The following is an 18,785-nucleotide window of genomic DNA, read 5'->3' as shown; positions in this document are numbered from 1 at the left end:
CCGAAAGTCGGCGTTTCAAACGAACTCGCCGAACCCTGACACAAATGCTGGCCATTCTCCAAGCAGAGATGTTGCGGTGCAACTAATTTAAGCAGCGTTGCTGGCCTCGGGGCCGGCTCAGAAAAACGCCTGCAATCCGGTCTGCGCCCGTCCGAGGATCAGCGCATGCACGTCATGCGTGCCCTCATAGGTGTTGACCGTTTCCAGGTTCTGCGCATGGCGCATGACGTGGTAGCCGATCTGGATGCCGTTGCCGCCATGCATGTCGCGGGCCTGGCGGGCGATGTCGAGCGCCTTGCCGCAATTGTTGCGCTTGACGATCGAGATCATCTCCGGCGCCATCTTGCCCTCATCCATCAGGCGCCCGACTCGCAAGCTGCCCTGCAGCCCCAGCGCGATCTCGGTTTGGATGTCGGCGAGCTTCTTCTGGAACAGCTGCGTGCCGGCCAGCGGCTTGCCGAACTGCTTGCGGTCGAGGCCATATTGGCGGGCCCGGTGCCAGCAATCTTCCGCCGCGCCCATCGCCCCCCAGGAAATGCCGTAGCGCGCCCGGTTGAGGCAGCCGAACGGCCCCTTCAGGCCCGACACGTCAGGCAGCAGCGCGTCCTCACCGACCTCGACGCCTTCCATCACCACTTCGCCGGTGATCGACGCGCGGAGACTGAGTTTGCCGTCGATCTTTGGCGCCGACAGCCCCTTCATGCCTTTTTCCAGCACGAAGCCGCGAATCTCATTGTCCTGCGCGCCCCCACTCTTGTCGGACAACTTTGCCCAGACGACAAACACGTCGGCGATCGGGGCGTTGGAGATCCACATTTTCGAGCCCGAGATCCTGTAGCCGTTCGCCGTCTTCTCAGCGCGCGTCTTCATGCCGCCAGGGTCGGAACCAGCATCCGGCTCGGTCAGCCCGAAGCAGCCGATCCATTCGCCTGACGCCAGCTTCGGCAGGTATTTTTTGCGTTGCGCCTCCGAGCCATAGGCATGGATCGGATACATCACCAGCGACGACTGCACACTCATCATCGAGCGATAGCCCGAATCGATGCGCTCGACTTCGCGCGCCACCAGGCCATAGGTGACGTAGTTGGCGCCGAGCCCGCCATATTCTTCCGGAATGGTGATGCCGAGCAGACCCGCCTCGCCCATCTCGCGAAAGATCCCGGCATCGGTCTTTTCCTCGAGATAGGCTTCCTCGATTCTCGGAGCGAGCTTGTCGGCGGCGAATGCCGCTGCGCCATCGCGCACCATCCGCTCGTCTTCCGAAAGCTGGTCCTCGATCAGGAAGGGATCATCCCAGACGAATGCGTTCTTGTCGGCGGCCATGGCCTCGGTCTCCCAACTCTTGCATGTCGCCCAAAAGCTTGCCCTCGGGCCTGACCCTAAGGTGTCCGGCGGTTTTGGGATAACGACAATGCATAAACAACAACATGAATTGGGGGGCTTATCGGCTTCCGGTTCGAAAAAATCAAACGAAATTGCTTCGCCAACCAATGAGCGTTAGTAATGAATCATGAACGTGCAGCGCCGCCTTTTGCATGGTATCAGCGCCCTTGCCGCCTTCGAGGCGGTGGCCCGGCTGGGCAGCTTCACCGCCGCCGCAAGGGAGCTCGATCTGACCCAGGGCGCCGTCAGCCGCCAGATTAGACTTTTGGAGGATCAGTTCGGCCGCCAGCTGTTCGAACGCGACAGCCGCAATGTCAGGCTGTCGACGGCCGGTGAGATCTATGCCGAAGCGGTGCGCGCCGCCTTGGGTCAATTGCGCGACGCAGCGCTTGGATTGATGAGCAATCGGCATAGTGGCATCTTGAACCTTGCGATCCTGCCAACCTTCGGCACACGCTGGCTGATGCCGCTCATCCCGGATTTCGTCGAAAGCAACCCTGACATCACCATCAATTTCGTCACCCGCATCGGCCGCTTCGACTTCGCCCGCGAGAGGCTCGACGCCGCCATCCATTACGGCCTGCCCGACTGGCCCGATGCCGACTCGACGCTGCTGGTGCGCGAGACAGTGGCGCCGGTTGTCTCGCCCGAATTTCTGGCTGGCCGCGCCATTGCCACGCATGCCGATATCGGCCGCCTGCCACTGCTGCATATGGCGACGCGGCCCGGCGCATGGACCGAGTGGTTCGAGCATCAGGGATTGAGCGTACCGACCGGGCCCGGCATGCAGTTCGAGCAATTCGGCACCGCCGCCCAGGCCTGCATGGCCGGGCTCGGCGTGGCGCTGCTGCCGCAGGTCCTCATCTCAGGCGAATTGCAACGGGGCCAGTTGGTGCCGGCGCCGGGCCGGCCGATGCAGAGCCGCAGCGCCTATTACCTCGTCGTGCCGCATGACAAGCGCGGCCATCCGCCGGTCGCCAGTTTTCGCGACTGGCTGCTGCGCCATGTGCCGCCGGAGAAGTAGCTACTTACGCTTCAACGCATCGGCCAACGCGGCGCCGAACGCGCCTTGTTGCACCGGCCGCTCCGGCTGGCGCTGCGGCGCCGGCGCTCGCGGCACCGGTCTGTTGCCATTGTCGCGCGGCTTCGGTGTACCGCCGTCACCATCCCTGCGCATCGACAGGCCGATGCGCTTGCGCTTGATGTCAATGTCGACGACGCGCACCTTGACCACGTCGCCGGCTTTTACCACCTCATGCGCATCCTTGACGAAACGGTCGGCCAGTTGCGAGACATGCACCAGCCCGTCCTGATGCACGCCGATATCGACGAAGGCGCCGAAAGCGGCGACATTGGTGACAGTGCCTTCCAGCAGCATGCCTGGCTTCAAATCCTTGATGTCGTCGACGCCGTCGGCGAAGGTGGCGGTCTTGAAGCCGGGGCGCGGATCGCGGCCGGGCTTTTCCAGTTCCGCCAGGATGTCTCGCACCGTCGGCAGGCCGAACCGCTCATCGACGAAGACATGCGGATCGAGCGCCTTGAGAGCGGCACTGTCGCCCATCAGCGAGCGGAGGTCACGTCCGCAGGCCGCAACGATCTTTTTCGCCACGCCATAGGCTTCCGGATGCACGGCCGAGGCATCGAGCGGTTCGGTGCCGTTGGCAATGCGCAGGAAGCCGGCGCATTGCTCGAAGGCGCGGGGTCCAAGGCGCGAGACCTTCAACAGGTCACGTCGGCTGGCGAAGGGACCCGCCGCGTCACGGTGCGCAATGATCGCCTCGGCCAGCGATGCGCCAAGACCCGAAACCCGCGCCAAAAGCGGCGCCGAGGCGGTGTTGAGGTCGACGCCGACGGCATTGACCGCGTCCTCGACCACCGCTTCCAGCGAGCGGCCGAGCCGGTACTGGTCGACGTCGTGCTGGTATTGGCCGACGCCGATCGACTTCGGCTCGATCTTGACCAGTTCGGCCAGCGGATCCTGCAGCCGCCGCGCGATCGACACCGCGCCGCGCAGCGACACGTCGAGGCCAGGGAATTCCGCCGCTGCTGTTGCCGAGGCGGAATAGACCGAGGCGCCCGCCTCGCTGACGATCACCTTGAGCGGCTTCGGCCCGGACTCGGCAGGCATGTCGGCCAGCATGTCTGCGACCAGCCTTTCCGTCTCGCGGCTGCCGGTGCCGTTGCCGATGGAAATCAACTCGACCTTGTGCAGGCGGATGAGTTTTGCCAGTTCGGCCTGCGTGCCGCGCACGTCATTCCTTGGCGGAAGCGGATAGACCGTCGTCGTCGCCAGCAGCTTGCCGGTGCCGTCCACCACCGCCACCTTGACGCCGGTGCGGATGCCGGGGTCGAGCCCCATCGTGGCGCGCGAGCCGGCCGGGGCAGCGAGCAGCAAGTCCTTCAGATTGCGGGCGAAGACATGGATCGCCTCCTCCTCGGCCCGCTCGCGCAGATCCCGCATCAAATCGAGCGTCAGATGCAGCGACAGCTTTACGCGCCAGGTCCAGCCCGCCACCTCCATCAGCCAGCGGTCGCCCGGCAGCTGGCGGCCGATGGCGTAGGCATCGGCGATCATCCGCTCGACCGGCTTCACCGGCGACGCGTCGTCGGCATCGACTTCGATATCAAGCGACAACACCTCTTCGTTGCGGCCGCGCAGCATCGCCAGGGCGCGATGGCTCGGCACATTGGCCCAGCGCTCGACATGGTCGAAATAGTCGGAGAATTTCGCGCCGGCTTCCTGCTTGCCGTCGACGACGCGCGACCGCATGAAGGCGCGTTCCTTCATGTAGCTCCGCAGCCTGCCGACCAGATCGGCATTCTCGGCGAACTGCTCGGACAGGATGTCGCGCGCGCCCTCGAGCGCCGCCTTGGCGTCGGCCACCTCTTCAGTGATGTAGGCCAGCGCCAGTTCGCTGGGCGCCGCCGCGCGGTCGGCAAGGATAGCCTCGGCCAGCGGTCCCAGCCCACGCTCGCGCGCGATCTCGGCCTTGGTCCGGCGCTTCGGTTTGTAGGGCAGATAGATGTCTTCGAGTTCCGCCTTGGTGGCGGCCGCAGCGATCTTGGTTTCAAGCTCTTCGGTCAGCCTGCCCTGGTCGCGAATGGAACCGAGAATGGTGTCGCGGCGCGCATCGAGCTCGCGCAGATAGGCTAGGCGCTCGGCCAGCAGGCGCAGCTGCGTGTCGTCCAGACCGCCGGTGACCTCCTTGCGGTAGCGCGCCACGAACGGCACCGTCGCGCCTTCGTCCAGCAGTCCGATCGCCGCCGCGGCCTGTTCGGGCCGGGCCGTGATCTCGGCTGCGATGATTGCTGCGATGCGCTCGGATGCCATGTCGTTCCTGCTGCCCTGTCGAAAAGAGCGGCGACCATAGGCGCAGAGCGTCGCCCCGCCAACCTCGCTCTTTTCGACCGATCAAGAGTTCCACAGGAAAGCACGTTGGAAATTCGCATGGCAGAATGCGCCCACGCCTGGATTTGCCGTGCCCTTCAGACGCTCATTGCCCTGCCGGGCATCTCTCCCCGTATAGTGACGGGGAGAAAGACGCCTTCGCAAAGGGTTTCGCCAACGACCAGCGTTGCAAAAAATAGCGCCGCGGGGCGGCCAGCCCCCTTCTCCCGTCAGTATACGGGGAGAAGGTGCCGGCAGGCGGATGAGGGGCAGCGCTGACATTGCCAGTCGGATACGATTGCCCTGCTAGACCATCCGGCTCAGCGCATCGAAGAAGGTGACCATATCGACATCGAGCGGCTCGTCGACCGGCTCCGGCTGCGACGACATCTTGGCGATAACCACCTCCGCCTTGGGATCGACGTAGAGCCACTGGCCGTGGATGCCGATACCGCAAAAAGCGCCGCTGGCCGCGCCGGTCTGGTACCATTTGTTGCGGTAGCGGCCTTGCGGGAAGAGGAACGCCATCGAGCCACGCTGCCAGGCGTCCGTGTCTCCGCCTGTGCTGACAGTGTCGCGCACCCAGGCTTCCGGCACGATGCGGCGGCCTTGGGCGATGCCGCCCTGCCGCATCATCTCGCCGACCCGGGCCAGATCGCGCGGCGTCGCCGAAATGCCGCCGGCCGTGCGCGCAGTGCCGGCCATCTCGACTGTCACCGAGGCTTCGCTCATTGCACCAAGCGGCAGCCACAATTTCTCGTGCATCAACTCGGCGAAGCGCTGGCCGGACGCGCGCTCGAGCAGGATGCCGAGCAGGTCGGAATTGGGCGAGCGGTAGCGGAACGTCCGGCCATGCGGCTCGGCAAGGCGCTGCAGCGTCAGGATGAAGTCGGCCAGGCTTTCGGTGCCGCCGCCCGGATTCCACAGCGTCGCGCGGCGATAGCGGGCAAAGGCGCTTTCCGGATCGAGATAGGCTTCTTCGAAGTCAAGGCTGACGCTCATGTCGAGCACATGCCGCACGCTGGCATCGCCATAGGCCGAGCCGGCAGCTTCCGGCAGATAGCGGGTCACCGGCGCCTGCGGGTCGAAAACTCCCTCGCCTTCCAATATGCCGGCCAGAATGGCGGTCAGCGACTTGCTGATCGAGAAGATGATGTGGCGGGCGCCGAACTCCATATGCGGTGCGAACCAGTCGCCGACGAATTTGCCGGCTTTCGTGATCGTCAGCGCGTCGGTGTCGGAGCGCCCGAGAAAGGCCGCAACAGTCTCGGCGCCGCCGGTCAGCGCGATTTTTTCGTCAAGCAGCCCATCAAGATCCTGTGCCGGCGCCTCACTGCCGCTTGACGCTGCAGCGACACGTGCGCTCGGCACCAATTCGCCGACATTCTGGAACGACCACCGGCTGAACGGGCTTTCGCGCCAGTTGCCGAGCAGCACCTTGTTGCGGGCAAAGCCATGTCTGGTCCCGAACGCGGTCTTACCGGTCATAGCTTTTCCTTCCGGTTTTTAGGAACTTAGAGTCCGTTTCGAAATCAGATGGCCGCCAGAGTAGAGTTTCCAAACGGTCACTTAGCCAAGCGCGGCGGCGATCGCGTGGACGGCTTTCATCGTCGCCACCGAAAAGGCGATGCTGGTGAAATCGGGGTAACTCGAAAGCTTCACCACGACCATTCTCCTGTTCCAGTCGATATGGATCAGCTGGCCGAACACCCCCCGGCACATCAGCGCGCGCGAACGCGGGTCCTCGATCCAGAACTGGTTGCGGTAGCTGCCTTGCGGCAGGCTGGGATTGAAGTCCGGTCCATGCCTGCCGGTGCGCGTCGCCTCGATCCAGTCGGCCGGCACGACGCCGCCGCCATTGTCGAGGATCAACTGGCCGAAACGGCCATAGTCGCGCAGCGTGGCGTTGAAGCCGCCATCGGCGATGGCGTAGCCGGCGCTGTCGACGGTGAAGCAGGCGCTTTCATCCGCGCCGAGCTTTTGCCAGAGTTCTTCCGAAACCAGTTGCGCCAGCCGCTTGCCGGTCACCCGTTCCATGATGAAGGCGAGCACGTCGGTCTCTATCGAACGATATTCGAACGCAGCGCCATGCGGCCGGCTTGTCTCCTTGAGCCGCAGGATCAATTCGAACATATGCGATGGCCACTCGAAGGCCGGGTCGCTGTCTGGCGGCACCGGTTTCCAGCCGCTGGCGACATCGACCTGACCGATATCGGAATAGCGGTCGGTGTATTCCTCGGAAAAACGCACGCCGGACGTCATGTCGAGCACATGCTGCACGCTGGCGCCGGCCCAGCCGGTAGCTTCCAGCTCCGGCAGATAGGTCGTCACCGGCATGGCGGGATCGATCAGGCCGCGCCCGGCGAGTATGCCGAACACCGAGCCCGTGACCGACTTGGCCATCGACTGCGATAAATGCAGCGTGCGCTCGGTCATGCCGTTGCAATAGCGCTCATAGGCGATCTTGCCATCCTTGAGCACGAGGAACCCATCCGTATAGGTTTCGTCCAGCAGCCCGGCCAGCGTCGAAGGCTGCCCCGTGCTGCCGCCCACCGGCAGCGCATCGAGATCGACTTCGGCTCGCTCGAACCGGCGGCGATGGCCATTGCCGCGCCAGACTTCGACGGTCGGCAGGATTTCGCGGATGTGCTGGAACGCCCACCGGTTCCAGGGTCCCCCATCCCAGTTGAGCTTCGGCGGCACCATCTTGGGCGGCGACCCCTGCATGATCGGCGGCCGCGGATCGGAGTTGCGGTAAGAAGTCATGAGATGCGTCCCGGCAATATGAAAACGGACCCGGCGGCGCCTGCCGCCGGGTCCGTCAACGATGCGATCACTTCTGCAGTTCGGTCCAGATCCTGGTGTAGAGTGCCTGCACGTCGGGCGCGCAGGTCAGCATGAACGTGCCCTTGTCGGCGAACTCGGCGGGGATGTTGACCTCCGGCGCCGTTTTCATGTCCTCGGGCATGAAGGCTTCCGATCCCTTGATGCCGTTGGCGTAGCGCGCGAAAGTCGAGATCAGCGCGGCGTTCTTTGGATCCATGACGAAGTTCTGGAACAGCTTGGCGTTCTCGACGTTCTTGGCGTCCTTTAGCACCGCAAGATTGTCCATGAAGATTGGATAGCCCTCCTTCGGATAGCCATAGACGAAGTCCTTGTTCTGCAGGCGGGTGCGAAACGACGCGCCGTTCCAGTCGACGCTAGCGGCGAAGTCGCCCTTGGCGAACTTCTCGACCGTGCCGTAGTCCATGGAGATCCATTTCGGCTTGGCCGCCACCAGCACATCGCGCACCTTCTTCAGCACCTCCTTGTCGCCAGTGCACGGCTCGCCGCCGACATATCTGATGGCGAGATGCATGACGTCGGCCATTTCGGGAACGACGTTGATCTTGCCGACCAGTTCCGGCGGCGGATCCAAGAAGATGGCCGAGGTGTTGGGATCGCCCTTGTAGACTGCGGTGTTGACCGTGACGCCGGTCGTGCCCCACTGCCACGGCACGGTGTATTTGCGGCCCGGATCGAAGGGAACATCGACCCATTTCGGATCCATGTTCTTGAAGTTTTCCATCTTGTTCGGCTCTGTCTCCAGCAGCAGCCCTTCCTGGATCCAGATCGGCACGAAGCTCGCCGAGGGTACCACGACATCGAAGCCGCTGCCGCCCTGCCTGATCTTGGCCAGCGCCGTGTCGTTGGAATCGTAGTCGGTGACTGTCACCTTGACCTTGTATGTCTCCTCGAATTTCTTGACGAGTTCGGGGCTGGTGTAGTTGCCCCAATTGTAGATGTTGAGTTCGCCGTCGGCGCGGGCGAGACCCGCCGAGGCGAACAGCGCGGCGCTGAGTGCCGTCGCAGTCAGTTTCCACTTCATCGTATCTCTCCTGTCACTCGTGATCCTTTTTCCTGCTGATGAAAAAGAAGACGGTGACGATCAAGATAGAGATCAGCAGGAACACCGTCGAAATTGCGTTGATTTCCGGCGTGATAAAGCGCCGGAACTGGCCGAGCATGTAGGTCGGCAACGTGTCCTGGCCGCCGGACTTGACGAACTCGGTGATGACGACGTCGTCCAGCGAGATGACGAAGGCCAGCATCAACCCGGCAAGGATGCCTGGCCACAGCAGCGGAAAGGTGACGCGCCTAAATGCCTTCCAGGGTGTCGCGTAGAGGTCGGCCGCCGCGATCTCCAGCGACAGGTCCATGCTCTCAAGCCGCGCCCGGATCGGCAGATAGGCAAAGGGAATGCAAAAGGCGGTATGCGCCGCCATCAGGTAGCCCAGCCCCGAATAGCCGGTCCAGATCTTGATGCGCGAGAAGAAGATCAGCAGCGCCACCGCAGTGACGACCTCCGGCACCATCAGCGGCTGGTTGATGAAGGCGTATTTGAAGCCGAGGCCGGGATAGGGTTTGGTTCGGGTCGTGGCGAGTGCCGCCATCGTGGCAACGATGGTGGCAATGGTCGCGGCGACCAAAGCGATTTGCAGCGACCGGATGGCGGCATCGACGACCTGATCGTTGTTCCAAGCCTGGTAGAACCAGCGCAGCGACACGCCTTCCCAGACCGCGATCGAATTGCCTGAATTGAAGGCATAGACGACAAGCGTGACGATCGGCAGGTACAGCGCGAAGAAGCAGATCATTGCGATGGTGGTGAAGCCGGTCTGCCGGCGGATATCGAAGCGGCTAGCCATGCGCGCCTCCCCGGCGCCCGACGGAGCGGACATACAAAAGCAGCGCCACCATCACGATCGCCATCAGCGACAGCGACAGCGCCGAGCCGAGCGGCCAGTTGCGGCCTTGCCCGAACTGCAGCTCGATCAGATTGCCGAGCATCATGTTCTTCGACCCGCCGAGCACGCGCGGGGTGACATAGGCGCCCAGCGCCGGGATGAAGACCAGGATCGAGCCGGCGATGATGCCGGGCTTGACCAGCGGGATGATGACCCGCCTCAGCACCTGCAAGCGGTTGGCATAGAGGTCGTAACCAGCGTCGACCAGCCGGAAGTCGATCTTTTCCATGCTGGCATAGAGCGGCAGCACCATCAGCGGCAGATAGACATAGGTCATGCCGACCATCAGCGCGAAATCGGTGAACATCATCTGGATCGGCTGGTTGATGATGCCGAGCTTGATCAGCACCGTGTTGACGAGGCCCTCATTGCGGATCACCTCCTGGATGGCGAAGGTGCGGATCAAGAGATTGGTCCAGAACGGGATGGTGATCAGGAACAGCCAGATGTCGCGCTGGCGCGCCGGCCGGGTAGCGATGAAATAGGCGGTCGGGAAGCCAAACAGCAGCGTCAGGATCGTTGTCATGAACGACAGCTTGGCCGAGCGCCAGAAGATCGACAGATGCGCATCGGCGAAGGCCAGAGTGTCGTCGAAGATGTCGCGCTGCATCAGCACCGACAACCAGCCGTCGGTCGAGAATTTCCACACCACGCCGCCATACGGTCCCGGCGTCAGGAAGGAATAGACCACGACGATCAGCAGCGGGCCGGTCGCGGCGAGAAAGATGATGATCAGTGCCGGCGCCGACAGCAGCCAGCGATCGCGGATCTCTCGGCGCTCGGCCTCCTCAGCGACTTGTTCCGCGCTCGCCATCAATCCCTCAGCACTTGCGCGGCGTCGTTGCCGATCGAAATGCCGACCTTGTCGCCCCGCTCGAAACCGCAGCCGGCGCTGCGCGTGTTCTGCTGGCGCACGGTGAAGCTCTCGCTGCTGTCCAGGCGGACATGGATGTGCGTGTCGGTGCCGAAATAGACGATGTTTTCCACCGTGCCCGACAGGTCGCCCTTGCCGCTGGTCAGCTTGGCATGTTCGGGCCTGACCACCACGGTGGCATTGTCCTTCGGCAGGAAGCCCTCAGCCACGGTCGCGTCGATCGTCGCGCCGGATTTGAGCGTTGCGCGTGCCTTGCCGTTGCCCATGCCAGATATGGCCGCCGTCAGGAAATTGGTTTCGCCGATGAAGTCGGCGACGAAGCGCTCCGCCGGCTTGTCGTAGATGTCCCAGGGCGTGCCGACCTGCAGGATCTTGCCCGACGACATCACCGCGATGCGGTCCGACATGGTCAGCGCTTCTTCCTGGTCGTGGGTGACGAAGATGAAGGTGATGCCGGTCTCGTGCTGCAGCCGCTTCAGCTCGATCTGCATCTCCTTGCGCAGCTTGAAGTCGAGCGCCGACAGCGGCTCGTCGAGCAGCAGCACTTTTGGCTGCGGCGCGAGAGCGCGCGCCAGCGCCACGCGCTGTTGCTGGCCGCCGGAAATCTGGCTGGTGCGGCGGCTGCTCAGCGCCTCCATCTTGACCAGCTTCAGCATCTCGGCAACCCGCGCCTTGACTTCGGCCTTGGGCTTGCCAAGCATTTCGAGGCCGAAGCCGATATTCTCGGCCACCGTCATATGCGGGAACAGCGCATAGTTCTGGAACACCGTATTGACCGGCCGCTTGAACGGCGGCAGCGGCGCGATGTCCTGGCCATGCAGCAGGATCTCGCCGGCACTGGGGAAATCGAAGCCGGCGATCAGCCGCAGCAGCGTCGTCTTCCCGCAGCCGGAAGGACCAAGCAGCGTGAAGAATTCATTTTCGCGGATCGACACCGAAACCGTGTCGAGGGCGGCGACCTGTGACTCCCCGCTACCGAAGACCTTGCGGACGCCACGAACTTCAATTGCACTTTTACCCGGTTGTTCCGGCACGATTACCCCATTCTTGTGTCCGCTCTTCTGGCGGATCCAGTTCCCACTCGATTGTCAGCACACGGCGCATGGCTTGGCAAGCACACATCTGAATGTCGATCCAGAACGCAATTCCCGTGCCACCGTCAGGCCTGGTAGGTGATCTTGCCGCCGCAGATCGTCGTCACCGGCCGCACCATATGCAGCGCTTCCGGCGCGGTCGCCTCGATGTCGGCTGAGAGCACCACGAGATCGGCCATAAAGCCTGCCTTCAGGCGGCCCTTGCGGTGCTCCATGAACTCGGCATAGGCGCCTTCCACCGTGTAGCCCGCTAGTGATTCATGCAGCGAAAAGCTCTGGTCGGGATCGCCCTCTGCCCAAGGTTTGCGCAGCACCGCCGCCTGAATGCCCAGGATCGGATCGATCGGCGACACCGGCCAGTCGGAAGCGAAGACGACATGCGCGCCCGCCTGCTTCAGCGTCCGCCAGGCATAGCTCAGCGGCCATCTTTCGCGGCCGATGCGCGAAAGCGTCGGCTCCAGCGGGAAGTCCATGGCGCCGGGCGGGTGCGGCGGCTGCATCGAGGCGATGACGGCAAGCTCTGCGAAGCGCGGTATGTCGGCGGCAGTGACCACCTCGATATGCTCGACCCGGTGCCGGCTGTCGCGCCTGCCGTTCTTCCGCCGCGCCGCCTCATAACCATCGAGGACCGCGCGCACCGCGCCGTCGCCGATCGAATGCACGGCGACCTGCAGCCCGCGCCGGTCGGCCTCCACCGCCACCTCGGCGAGATGCTCCGGCGTAAACAGCGGCTCACCGCGCCAGCCCGGCCGGTCGGCATAGTCGTCGACCATGACCGCGGTCCAGCCTTCCAGCACGCCGTCGTAAAACATCTTGACCATGCCGGACGACAGCCATTCCGATTGGTAAGAGTTGGCCATGCTCGATGCCTTTTCCAGCCTGTCGAGCGTCATGAAGTTCTTGAAATGAAAAGGTATCTTGGTGCGGCAGAGCAGTCGCCCTTCCTGTTCCAGCCCGGCTAGCAGCTCGAGCTGGTAAAGATTGCCGTCCATGTTCTGGATCGAGGTGATGCCGTGGCGGGCGCACCATTCCAACCCGCGATGCATCAGGTCACGATCGGCCGCGACTTCGGCGGCGGAAGGGTACGGCTCGGGCTCTCCACCTGTCGCAATGCCGAGCCGCACTCGGTTCTGTCCCGAAAGCTCGAGGATTGGCCCGAACGCCTCCCCCTCGCGCAATTCGCCCGCCGCCAGGCCATCCGCTCCCATGATGATCTCGTTGCCGGGACCGAGTTGCTTGCCGTGCAGGGCGCCAGCCAGCTCCAGCGCCTTGGTGTTGGCCCACATCGTGTGATGATCGGAAGCCGACATGGCGAACGGCCGGTCGGCGATGATGCGGTCGAGATGATGGCGGGTGACCGGCTCTTCCTTGGAAAGGATGGTGTAGTCGACGCCGGCCCCAAGCAGCAATTTGGCGTTCGGCCGTGCCGCCGCATAGGCGCGGATCGCGTCGCTCAGTGCATCGAAGCCATGCACGCCCTGAAGGTGCAGATTGTCGAGTTCGGCCGCGCCGCCGAAAAGATGCATATGCGCTTCGATAAAGCCCGGCACCATCGACCCGCCTTGCGCATCGATAATCTTCGTGGCCGGCCCTTTCAGCGCCTCAATCGTCCGGCGATCCCCAACCGCGAGGATGTTGCCGTCCTTTATCGCCACCGCCTCGGCCGTCGGATTGCCTTCGTCCATGGTCAGCACACGGGCATTGATGACGATCAGGTCGGCATTTGAACTCATGATTACCCGCGGTTCGGTTGCGCTACCGACAGGCTAGACGAGTAGCTGCCGTGCCAGCAAGCCATGGCTGGTTGGCCCAGCGCCTTGTGAAAGGCAGTGCAAGACGGCTAGGGTCGCCGCATCTCACCACGGAACAATTTCATGAAGACTGTTTTTTCGCCCCTCCATGCCTGCCATTCCGGCAATGTCGAATTGATCGCCGGCGCCATCGTGCCGGCCTTCGAGAAGCCCTCGCGCGCCGAGTTCATCAAGGCGAGGGTGGAGAGCGAAAAGCTCGGCCCGGTGCTGCCGCCCCACACGCACGACCTCGCTGCCGCCAAGCAGGTGCATAGCAGCGACTACATCGATTTCCTGCCGACCGTATGGCCGCTCTGGGAAGCGTCGGGCCGGACGGGCTCGGCCATCCCCTTCACCTGGCCGACGCGCGGCTTGCGCGGCGATGTGCGCCCGCAAACCATCGATGCGCTGCTTGGCTTTTACTCCTTCGACGGCGGCGCCAGCTTCGTCAAAGGCACCTGGGAGGCGATCAAGTCGTCCTACGATGTGGCGCTGACCGCAGCCGCTCTGGTCAAGGGCGGCGAGATATCAGCCTTCGCGCTCTGCCGCCCGCCCGGCCATCATGCCGGTGCTGCGTTCATGGGCGGCTATTGCTACATCAACAACGCCGCGGTTGCCGCGCAATGGTTCCGCGACCAGGGCGCCAGGCGCGTCTCGATCCTCGATGTCGATTACCATCACGGCAACGGCACGCAGGAGATCTTCTACAGCCGCGACGACGTGCAGGTGCTGAACCTGCATGGCGACCCGATGACCGAATATCCGTTCTTCCTGGGCCACGCCGACGAGCGCGGCGCCGGCGCCGGCGAAGGCTTCAATGTCAACTACCCCATGCCGTTCGGCACCACATGGGATGCCTGGAATGCTTCGCTGGAGGACGCCTGCGCAAAACTTGCAGCTTACGCTCCCGAGGTCGTAGTCGTCTCGCTCGGCGTCGACACGTTCGAGAAGGACCCGATCAGCAAGTTCAAGCTGAAAAGCGCCGACTATCCCAGGATTGGCCGTCGCATCGCCAAGCTCGGCCTGCCGACGCTGTTCGTCATGGAAGGCGGCTACGCCGTCGAGGAAATCGGCATCAATGCGGTGGGCGTGCTGACCGGATTCGAAGATCGGTAATGCATGTCGCCCAAAGGGCTGCCCCGGGCGTTCGACCCGAGAGCGCAGCGGTGATGGCAGCTACGCCACTTGGCCGCCGATCGTCTGGAGCGCGCCACTTCCCCGGGCCCTCCCAATTCGACAAGCCTGGTTGACGGGAAACAGCGGATCGATCGTCATTGTCTGCTCTCCGGCGCGTAATGGAGGATGACAACACCTGACTTGAGCGTCCTCGTCTCGAGATGCTTCAGGCGTATCAGATTCGGGCCGCCCTTGAAGAGCGGCGTGCCTCTCCCGAGAATGACGGGGTTGATCCCGAGGTGATACTCGTCGATCAGGCCGTGCTCCATCAGGGTCGCCGTGAAGTCGGCGCTGCCGAACACGAAGATGTCTCCGCCGTCCCTGCTCTTCAGCTTGGAGACTTCTTCCGCGACATTGCCGTTGAAGAGCTTCGTGTTGTTCCAGTCGGCGCTTTTCAGCGTGCGCGAGAAGACCAACTTCTCGATCTTGTTCATGAAATCCGCGATCCAGCCTTGCTCGGACGGCCAATAGGCTGCCATGAGCTCGTAGGTCACCCGGCCGAAGATCAGCGTGTCGGCCTTTTCCTGGGTCTCACGAATGTAGTTCTCGAGTTCTTCTTCGAAGACGAACCAGTTGATGTCCCTGTCCGGACCTTCGAAGAAGCCGTCGACACTCACCATGTCCCATATGATCAGCTTTCTCATAGAAACCTCCTCTTCGTGTATCCCTTTGTGAATTCTCGGCCTATCCCGTGAAGCGGAAGCGCATGTTGGTGATCTGCCCCGCTTCCGAGAGCTCGGTCTTCTCCAGCCTGATCGGCACCATGCCGTTCTGACTGAAGCGGCGGATGCCGTCGCCGATGAGGACAGGCGCGACATGGAGAACTCGTCCGCAACCCCTGATTCGGGCCGACGGGAAGTCGCAGCATTTCAGCGGGATGCGACGAAGCGTTCCAGTTTGCCCAATGTTTGCAGTCCCAGTTCCACGGCACCGAAGCCCTTCGCCTCCTGGAACTCGGCAGCCGTGCTGAATACCATGCCCAGCGTTACCTTCGTTGCCCCGTCCTGATCCTCGAACGAGGCCCAGGCGTCGGCATGCTTCGGCCCGTTCTCGCCCCAATGCAGCGTATAGCTGATCCTCTCTTCGGGCCGGACCTCGTTATAGAGATGGTGGTTCGGGAAAACCGTGCCGTCAGACGCGATCATGTCGAATACCCACTCGCCGCCCGCTCGCAAGTCGATCCTCTTCGTTCGACAGGAGAAGCCTTCCGGCCCCCACCATTGCGGCAGCGTTTCAGGGTTCATCCACGCGCCCCAGACGATGGACCGCGGCGCCTGAATCACCCGCTGCAGCACCATGGTTCGTTCGGCCGCGCCCGCGAGGTTGTCCAGGCCGGCACCGAAGCCCGCCCGGTAGCCTGCTTCCATGTCCTGCGCCAGCGAGGAAAGTTGCACCGTCACGACTAGCCGGCTGCGCTCGTGCGTGCCTGAGAGATCTGCCGTCACCAGCGCTGCTGATTGCGTCACGCCTTCGCACGAGATCACCTCGTAGTTCACACTGCACAGCGCTGGCTGCAACACCAGCCAGCCGCACTCGCAGCGGATGTCCGGCTGGCCCTCTGCCTTGCAGAGCGAGATCTCGCGTCCACCCACCCTGGTGTCGGCCTCCAAAAACTCCACGGTGACCGAGGGCGACGGCGCAGCCCAGATCGCCCGCGCGGCCGGCGCCGTCCAAGCCTCCCACAGCACGGCCAATGGCGCGGCCACGTCCCGTTCGAAGGTCAGCGTCGCAAAACGGCCCTTCCTATCATCGGGCACCGCACGGGTCGCACTGTTTGTAGCGAGGTTCTGTGTCATTCTGCGCGCTCCTTCTTCATCACATTCATCACAAATGCGTCCAACCGGTCGAGCCGAGCTTCCCAGATGGCCCGCTGTTCATCGAGCCATGTTCGCGCTGGATCCAGAGCCTCGGGTACGATGGCGCAGGTGCGTATCCGCCCGTCCTTGGACGTGGTGATCAACCCTGCCTCCTCCAGCACGGAAAGGTGCCGCATCACCGTGGGCAGCCGCAGCCCCGTGGGCCCAGCCAGATCCGTTACCCGCGCAGGTGTTTCGGCGAGCCGGGTCAGGATCGACCGGCGGGTCGGATCAGCGAGCGCGTGGAAGAGCAGCGAGAGATCAAGATCATGCTTAGCCATGTTGCTAACTATCGCCCAATTTGCCGGTGGCGCAAGCAAAAACTTCGTCAAGTCGCTAAGTATTTTTTGCGCAACGCGCCGAGTTCTTGGAGCAGGCGGATTCTGTTGCCAAGTCCGCAGAGAAGTTGCTCGTAGCGATGCTCGCACGGGCTGATGCTTGCAATCGAAGACAAAATCCTGAAGCCGCCAGTCCGCTTCCCACCAATCTCAGCCGTTCGCGTTTATCGGTTCACGGCAGCAGGCAGCGGGCGCGGCGGACAGAAAGTCGGACACCTCACCGAAGCGCTTCACGCGGCCTGCAAGAATGGCCGCCGACCTGTTCCCGCCACCGCTATCTCTTTGTTGGACCATGATCTTCTTTGAAAAGGCGTTCGCCCTTTGCGAGGTCATGCTCTACTTCTAGGACGGCATGAGGGCACCGATTCTGGAAGAACGCAGCATTTGAAGTCGGGGAAGCATCGATGATCGACGACGAGCCGGACAGCGAACGCGTCTCGGCGCTGGCGCCGTTCCGACACGGCATTTTCCGCGCCGTATGGTCCGCCAGTCTGGTTTCGAATTTCGGTGGCTTGATCCAGGGCGTCGGCGCCGCCTGGATGATGACCACGATCGCCACCTCGTCCTATCAGGTTGCGCTGGTCCAGGCCTCGACTACCTTGCCGATCATGCTGTTTGCGCTCGTTGCCGGCGCCATCGCCGACAGCTTCAACCGGCGCAAGGTCATGCTGATTGCCCAGATCTTCATGCTGATCGTCTCGGTTCTGCTGACCGTGTTCACCTATCTTGGCTTGATAACGCCGTGGACGCTGCTGGCCTTCGCCTTCCTGATCAACTGCGGCACGGCGCTTTACAACCCGTCATGGCAGGCTTCTGTCGGCGACATGGTGCCGCGCGCCAAGCTGCCGGCGGCCGTCGCGCTCAACTCCTTGGGCTTCAACCTGACGCGCAGCGTCGGCCCGGCGATCGGCGGCATCATCGTTGCCGCCGCAGGTGCTGCAGCGGCCTTTGCCGCCAACGCATTGAGCTATGTCGGGCTGATCATCGTGCTGGCCCGCTGGAAGCCGGAATTGCCGGCCTCGACACTGCCGCGTGAGACGCTGGGCGCGGCGATGGGTGCTGGCCTGCGCTACGTCGCGATGTCGCCCAATATCGGCAAGGTGCTGGTAAGGGGTGCGGCTTTCGGCTTCAGCGCCGGTGCGGTCCTGGCACTGCTGCCGCTGGTGGCGCGCAATGTCGTCAAGGGCGATGCCTTGACCTACGGCATCATGCTCGGTGCTTTCGGCATCGGCGCCGTCGGCGGCGCGCTGATCAGCGTCAGGCTGCGGCAGATCCTGTCGAGCGAGACGATGGTGCGCATGGCATTCGCCGGCTTTGCGCTCTGCGCCTTCAATGCCGCCGTCAGCGATCAGGCCTGGCAAACGTCGCTCGGGCTGCTCATCGGCGGCGCCTGCTGGGTGGTCGCGCTGGCGCATTTCAACGTCACGGTGCAGATGTCGACGCCGCGCTGGGTGGTCGGCCGGGTGCTCTCGGTCTATCAGACGGCGACCTTCGGCGGCATCGCCCTCGGCAGCTGGATCTGGGGTGTCGTCGCCGATGCGCAGGGCGCCGAGTTCGCGCTGACCGCGGCCGCCGTCGCGATGCTGGCGGGCGGCGCGATCGGCCTGTTGCTGCCCTTGCCGCAGCAGGCGGTGCTCAACCTCGATCCGCTGAACCGTTTCAAGGAGCCGCACCTTGCGCTCGACCTAAAACTGCGCAGCGGCCCGATCGCCATCATGATCGAATACATCATCCGCGAGGAGGACGTGCCGGAATTCCTGGCCACCATGGCCGAGCGCGGCCGCATCCGCCGCCGTGACGGCGCCCGCAACTGGACGCTGGCGCGCGATCTCGAAAATCCCGCAATATGGATCGAGCACTATCACACGCCGACATGGCTCGAATACATCCGCCACAACAAGCGGGCCACCCACGCCGACGCCGTTGTCGGCGAGCGCCTGAGGGCGCTGCACAGCGGCGACGAGCCGCCGCGCGTCCGCCGCATGATCGAGCGTCCGACAACCGCCGGCACCGCGATCGTCATGCCGAAAGGACCAATCGAGCATTAGGTTGGCGGAAGCCCTGTCGGAGGAAGCACGCGCAAGCTCATTCGCTTGTGC

The 18,785-nt window shown here is 63.4% G+C and carries 15 protein-coding genes; 3 read left to right on the top strand and 12 right to left on the bottom strand.

Annotated elements, in window-relative coordinates; all coding sequences use genetic code 11:
* Positions 1 to 117 precede the first annotated feature (117 nt).
* On the bottom strand, positions 118 to 1,323 hold the full coding sequence (locus tag AC0L2M_RS22460; RefSeq protein WP_473535924.1) for an acyl-CoA dehydrogenase: 1,206 nt from the start codon (positions 1,321 to 1,323) through the stop codon (positions 118 to 120).
* A gap of 187 nt (positions 1,324 to 1,510) precedes the next feature.
* On the opposite strand from AC0L2M_RS22460, the gene AC0L2M_RS22455 reads away from it, so the two are divergent.
* Entirely contained in the window at positions 1,511 to 2,407 is an 897-nt protein-coding gene (locus tag AC0L2M_RS22455) for a LysR family transcriptional regulator (protein ID WP_473535923.1), read from the top strand.
* On the opposite strand, the gene AC0L2M_RS22450 is transcribed toward AC0L2M_RS22455, so the two are convergent.
* The 8 genes from AC0L2M_RS22450 to AC0L2M_RS22415 all read right to left on the bottom strand — a co-directional run bounded on the left by AC0L2M_RS22450 (position 2,408) and on the right by AC0L2M_RS22415 (position 13,259).
* A complete protein-coding gene (locus AC0L2M_RS22450; RefSeq protein ID WP_473535922.1) occupies positions 2,408 to 4,714 on the bottom strand; it encodes a Tex family protein in 2,307 nt (768 codons plus the stop codon).
* A 363-nt stretch (positions 4,715 to 5,077) separates the two neighbouring features.
* Entirely contained in the window at positions 5,078 to 6,259 is a 1,182-nt protein-coding gene (locus AC0L2M_RS22445) for a serine hydrolase domain-containing protein (RefSeq protein ID WP_473535921.1), read from the bottom strand.
* An 81-nt stretch (positions 6,260 to 6,340) separates the two neighbouring features.
* Complete coding sequence (locus AC0L2M_RS22440; RefSeq protein WP_473535920.1) at positions 6,341 to 7,537, bottom strand: serine hydrolase domain-containing protein; 1,197 nt, start codon at positions 7,535 to 7,537, stop codon at positions 6,341 to 6,343.
* Between the two features lie 67 nt (positions 7,538 to 7,604).
* Positions 7,605 to 8,639 carry an ABC transporter substrate-binding protein gene (locus AC0L2M_RS22435; protein ID WP_287173374.1) on the bottom strand — a complete coding sequence of 345 codons (1,035 nt, stop codon included), beginning with the start codon at positions 8,637 to 8,639 and terminating at the stop codon, positions 7,605 to 7,607.
* Between the two features lie 13 nt (positions 8,640 to 8,652).
* Positions 8,653 to 9,459 (bottom strand): ABC transporter permease, encoded by an 807-nt coding sequence (locus AC0L2M_RS22430; RefSeq protein ID WP_128168904.1) that lies wholly within the window; start codon positions 9,457 to 9,459, stop codon positions 8,653 to 8,655.
* Entirely contained in the window at positions 9,452 to 10,372 is a 921-nt protein-coding gene (locus AC0L2M_RS22425) for an ABC transporter permease (RefSeq protein WP_473535919.1), read from the bottom strand. Before AC0L2M_RS22425 ends, AC0L2M_RS22430 begins: the two co-directional genes overlap by 8 nt.
* Complete coding sequence (locus AC0L2M_RS22420) at positions 10,372 to 11,466, bottom strand: ABC transporter ATP-binding protein (RefSeq protein ID WP_128168902.1); 1,095 nt, start codon at positions 11,464 to 11,466, stop codon at positions 10,372 to 10,374. Before AC0L2M_RS22420 ends, AC0L2M_RS22425 begins: the two co-directional genes overlap by 1 nt.
* Before the next feature lie 125 nt (positions 11,467 to 11,591).
* Complete coding sequence (locus AC0L2M_RS22415; RefSeq protein WP_473535918.1) at positions 11,592 to 13,259, bottom strand: amidohydrolase; 1,668 nt, start codon at positions 13,257 to 13,259, stop codon at positions 11,592 to 11,594.
* A gap of 141 nt (positions 13,260 to 13,400) precedes the next feature.
* Between AC0L2M_RS22415 and AC0L2M_RS22410 the strand changes: the two genes are divergently transcribed.
* On the top strand, positions 13,401 to 14,432 hold the full coding sequence (locus tag AC0L2M_RS22410) for a histone deacetylase family protein (RefSeq protein WP_287259379.1): 1,032 nt from the start codon (positions 13,401 to 13,403) through the stop codon (positions 14,430 to 14,432).
* Between the two features lie 155 nt (positions 14,433 to 14,587).
* Here the strand turns inward: AC0L2M_RS22410 and AC0L2M_RS22405 are convergent, their stop codons facing one another.
* The 3 genes from AC0L2M_RS22405 to AC0L2M_RS22395 form a co-directional block, all read right to left on the bottom strand.
* Positions 14,588 to 15,136 carry a dihydrofolate reductase family protein gene (locus tag AC0L2M_RS22405; RefSeq protein WP_473535917.1) on the bottom strand — a complete coding sequence of 183 codons (549 nt, stop codon included), beginning with the start codon at positions 15,134 to 15,136 and terminating at the stop codon, positions 14,588 to 14,590.
* Positions 15,137 to 15,361: 225 nt separating this feature from the next.
* Positions 15,362 to 16,288, bottom strand: coding sequence for an SRPBCC family protein (locus AC0L2M_RS22400; protein ID WP_023798025.1), 927 nt, complete (start codon positions 16,286 to 16,288; stop codon positions 15,362 to 15,364).
* Positions 16,285 to 16,629, bottom strand: a complete 345-nt coding sequence (locus AC0L2M_RS22395) for an ArsR/SmtB family transcription factor (RefSeq protein WP_023798026.1) — start codon at positions 16,627 to 16,629, stop codon at positions 16,285 to 16,287. The genes AC0L2M_RS22400 and AC0L2M_RS22395 overlap by 4 nt, the downstream gene beginning before the upstream one ends.
* Positions 16,630 to 17,090: 461 nt before the next feature.
* Here AC0L2M_RS22395 and AC0L2M_RS22390 point away from each other — a divergent pair, with 461 nt between their 5' ends.
* Positions 17,091 to 18,734, top strand: a complete 1,644-nt coding sequence (locus AC0L2M_RS22390) for an MFS transporter (protein ID WP_287064630.1) — start codon at positions 17,091 to 17,093, stop codon at positions 18,732 to 18,734.
* Positions 18,735 to 18,785: the final 51 nt, after the last annotated feature.

It is taken from the genome of Mesorhizobium sp. WSM4806 (assembly GCF_055811635.1).
Note: the sequence above shows the minus strand (reverse complement) of the source record. Positions and strands in the feature narration are given on the sequence as shown.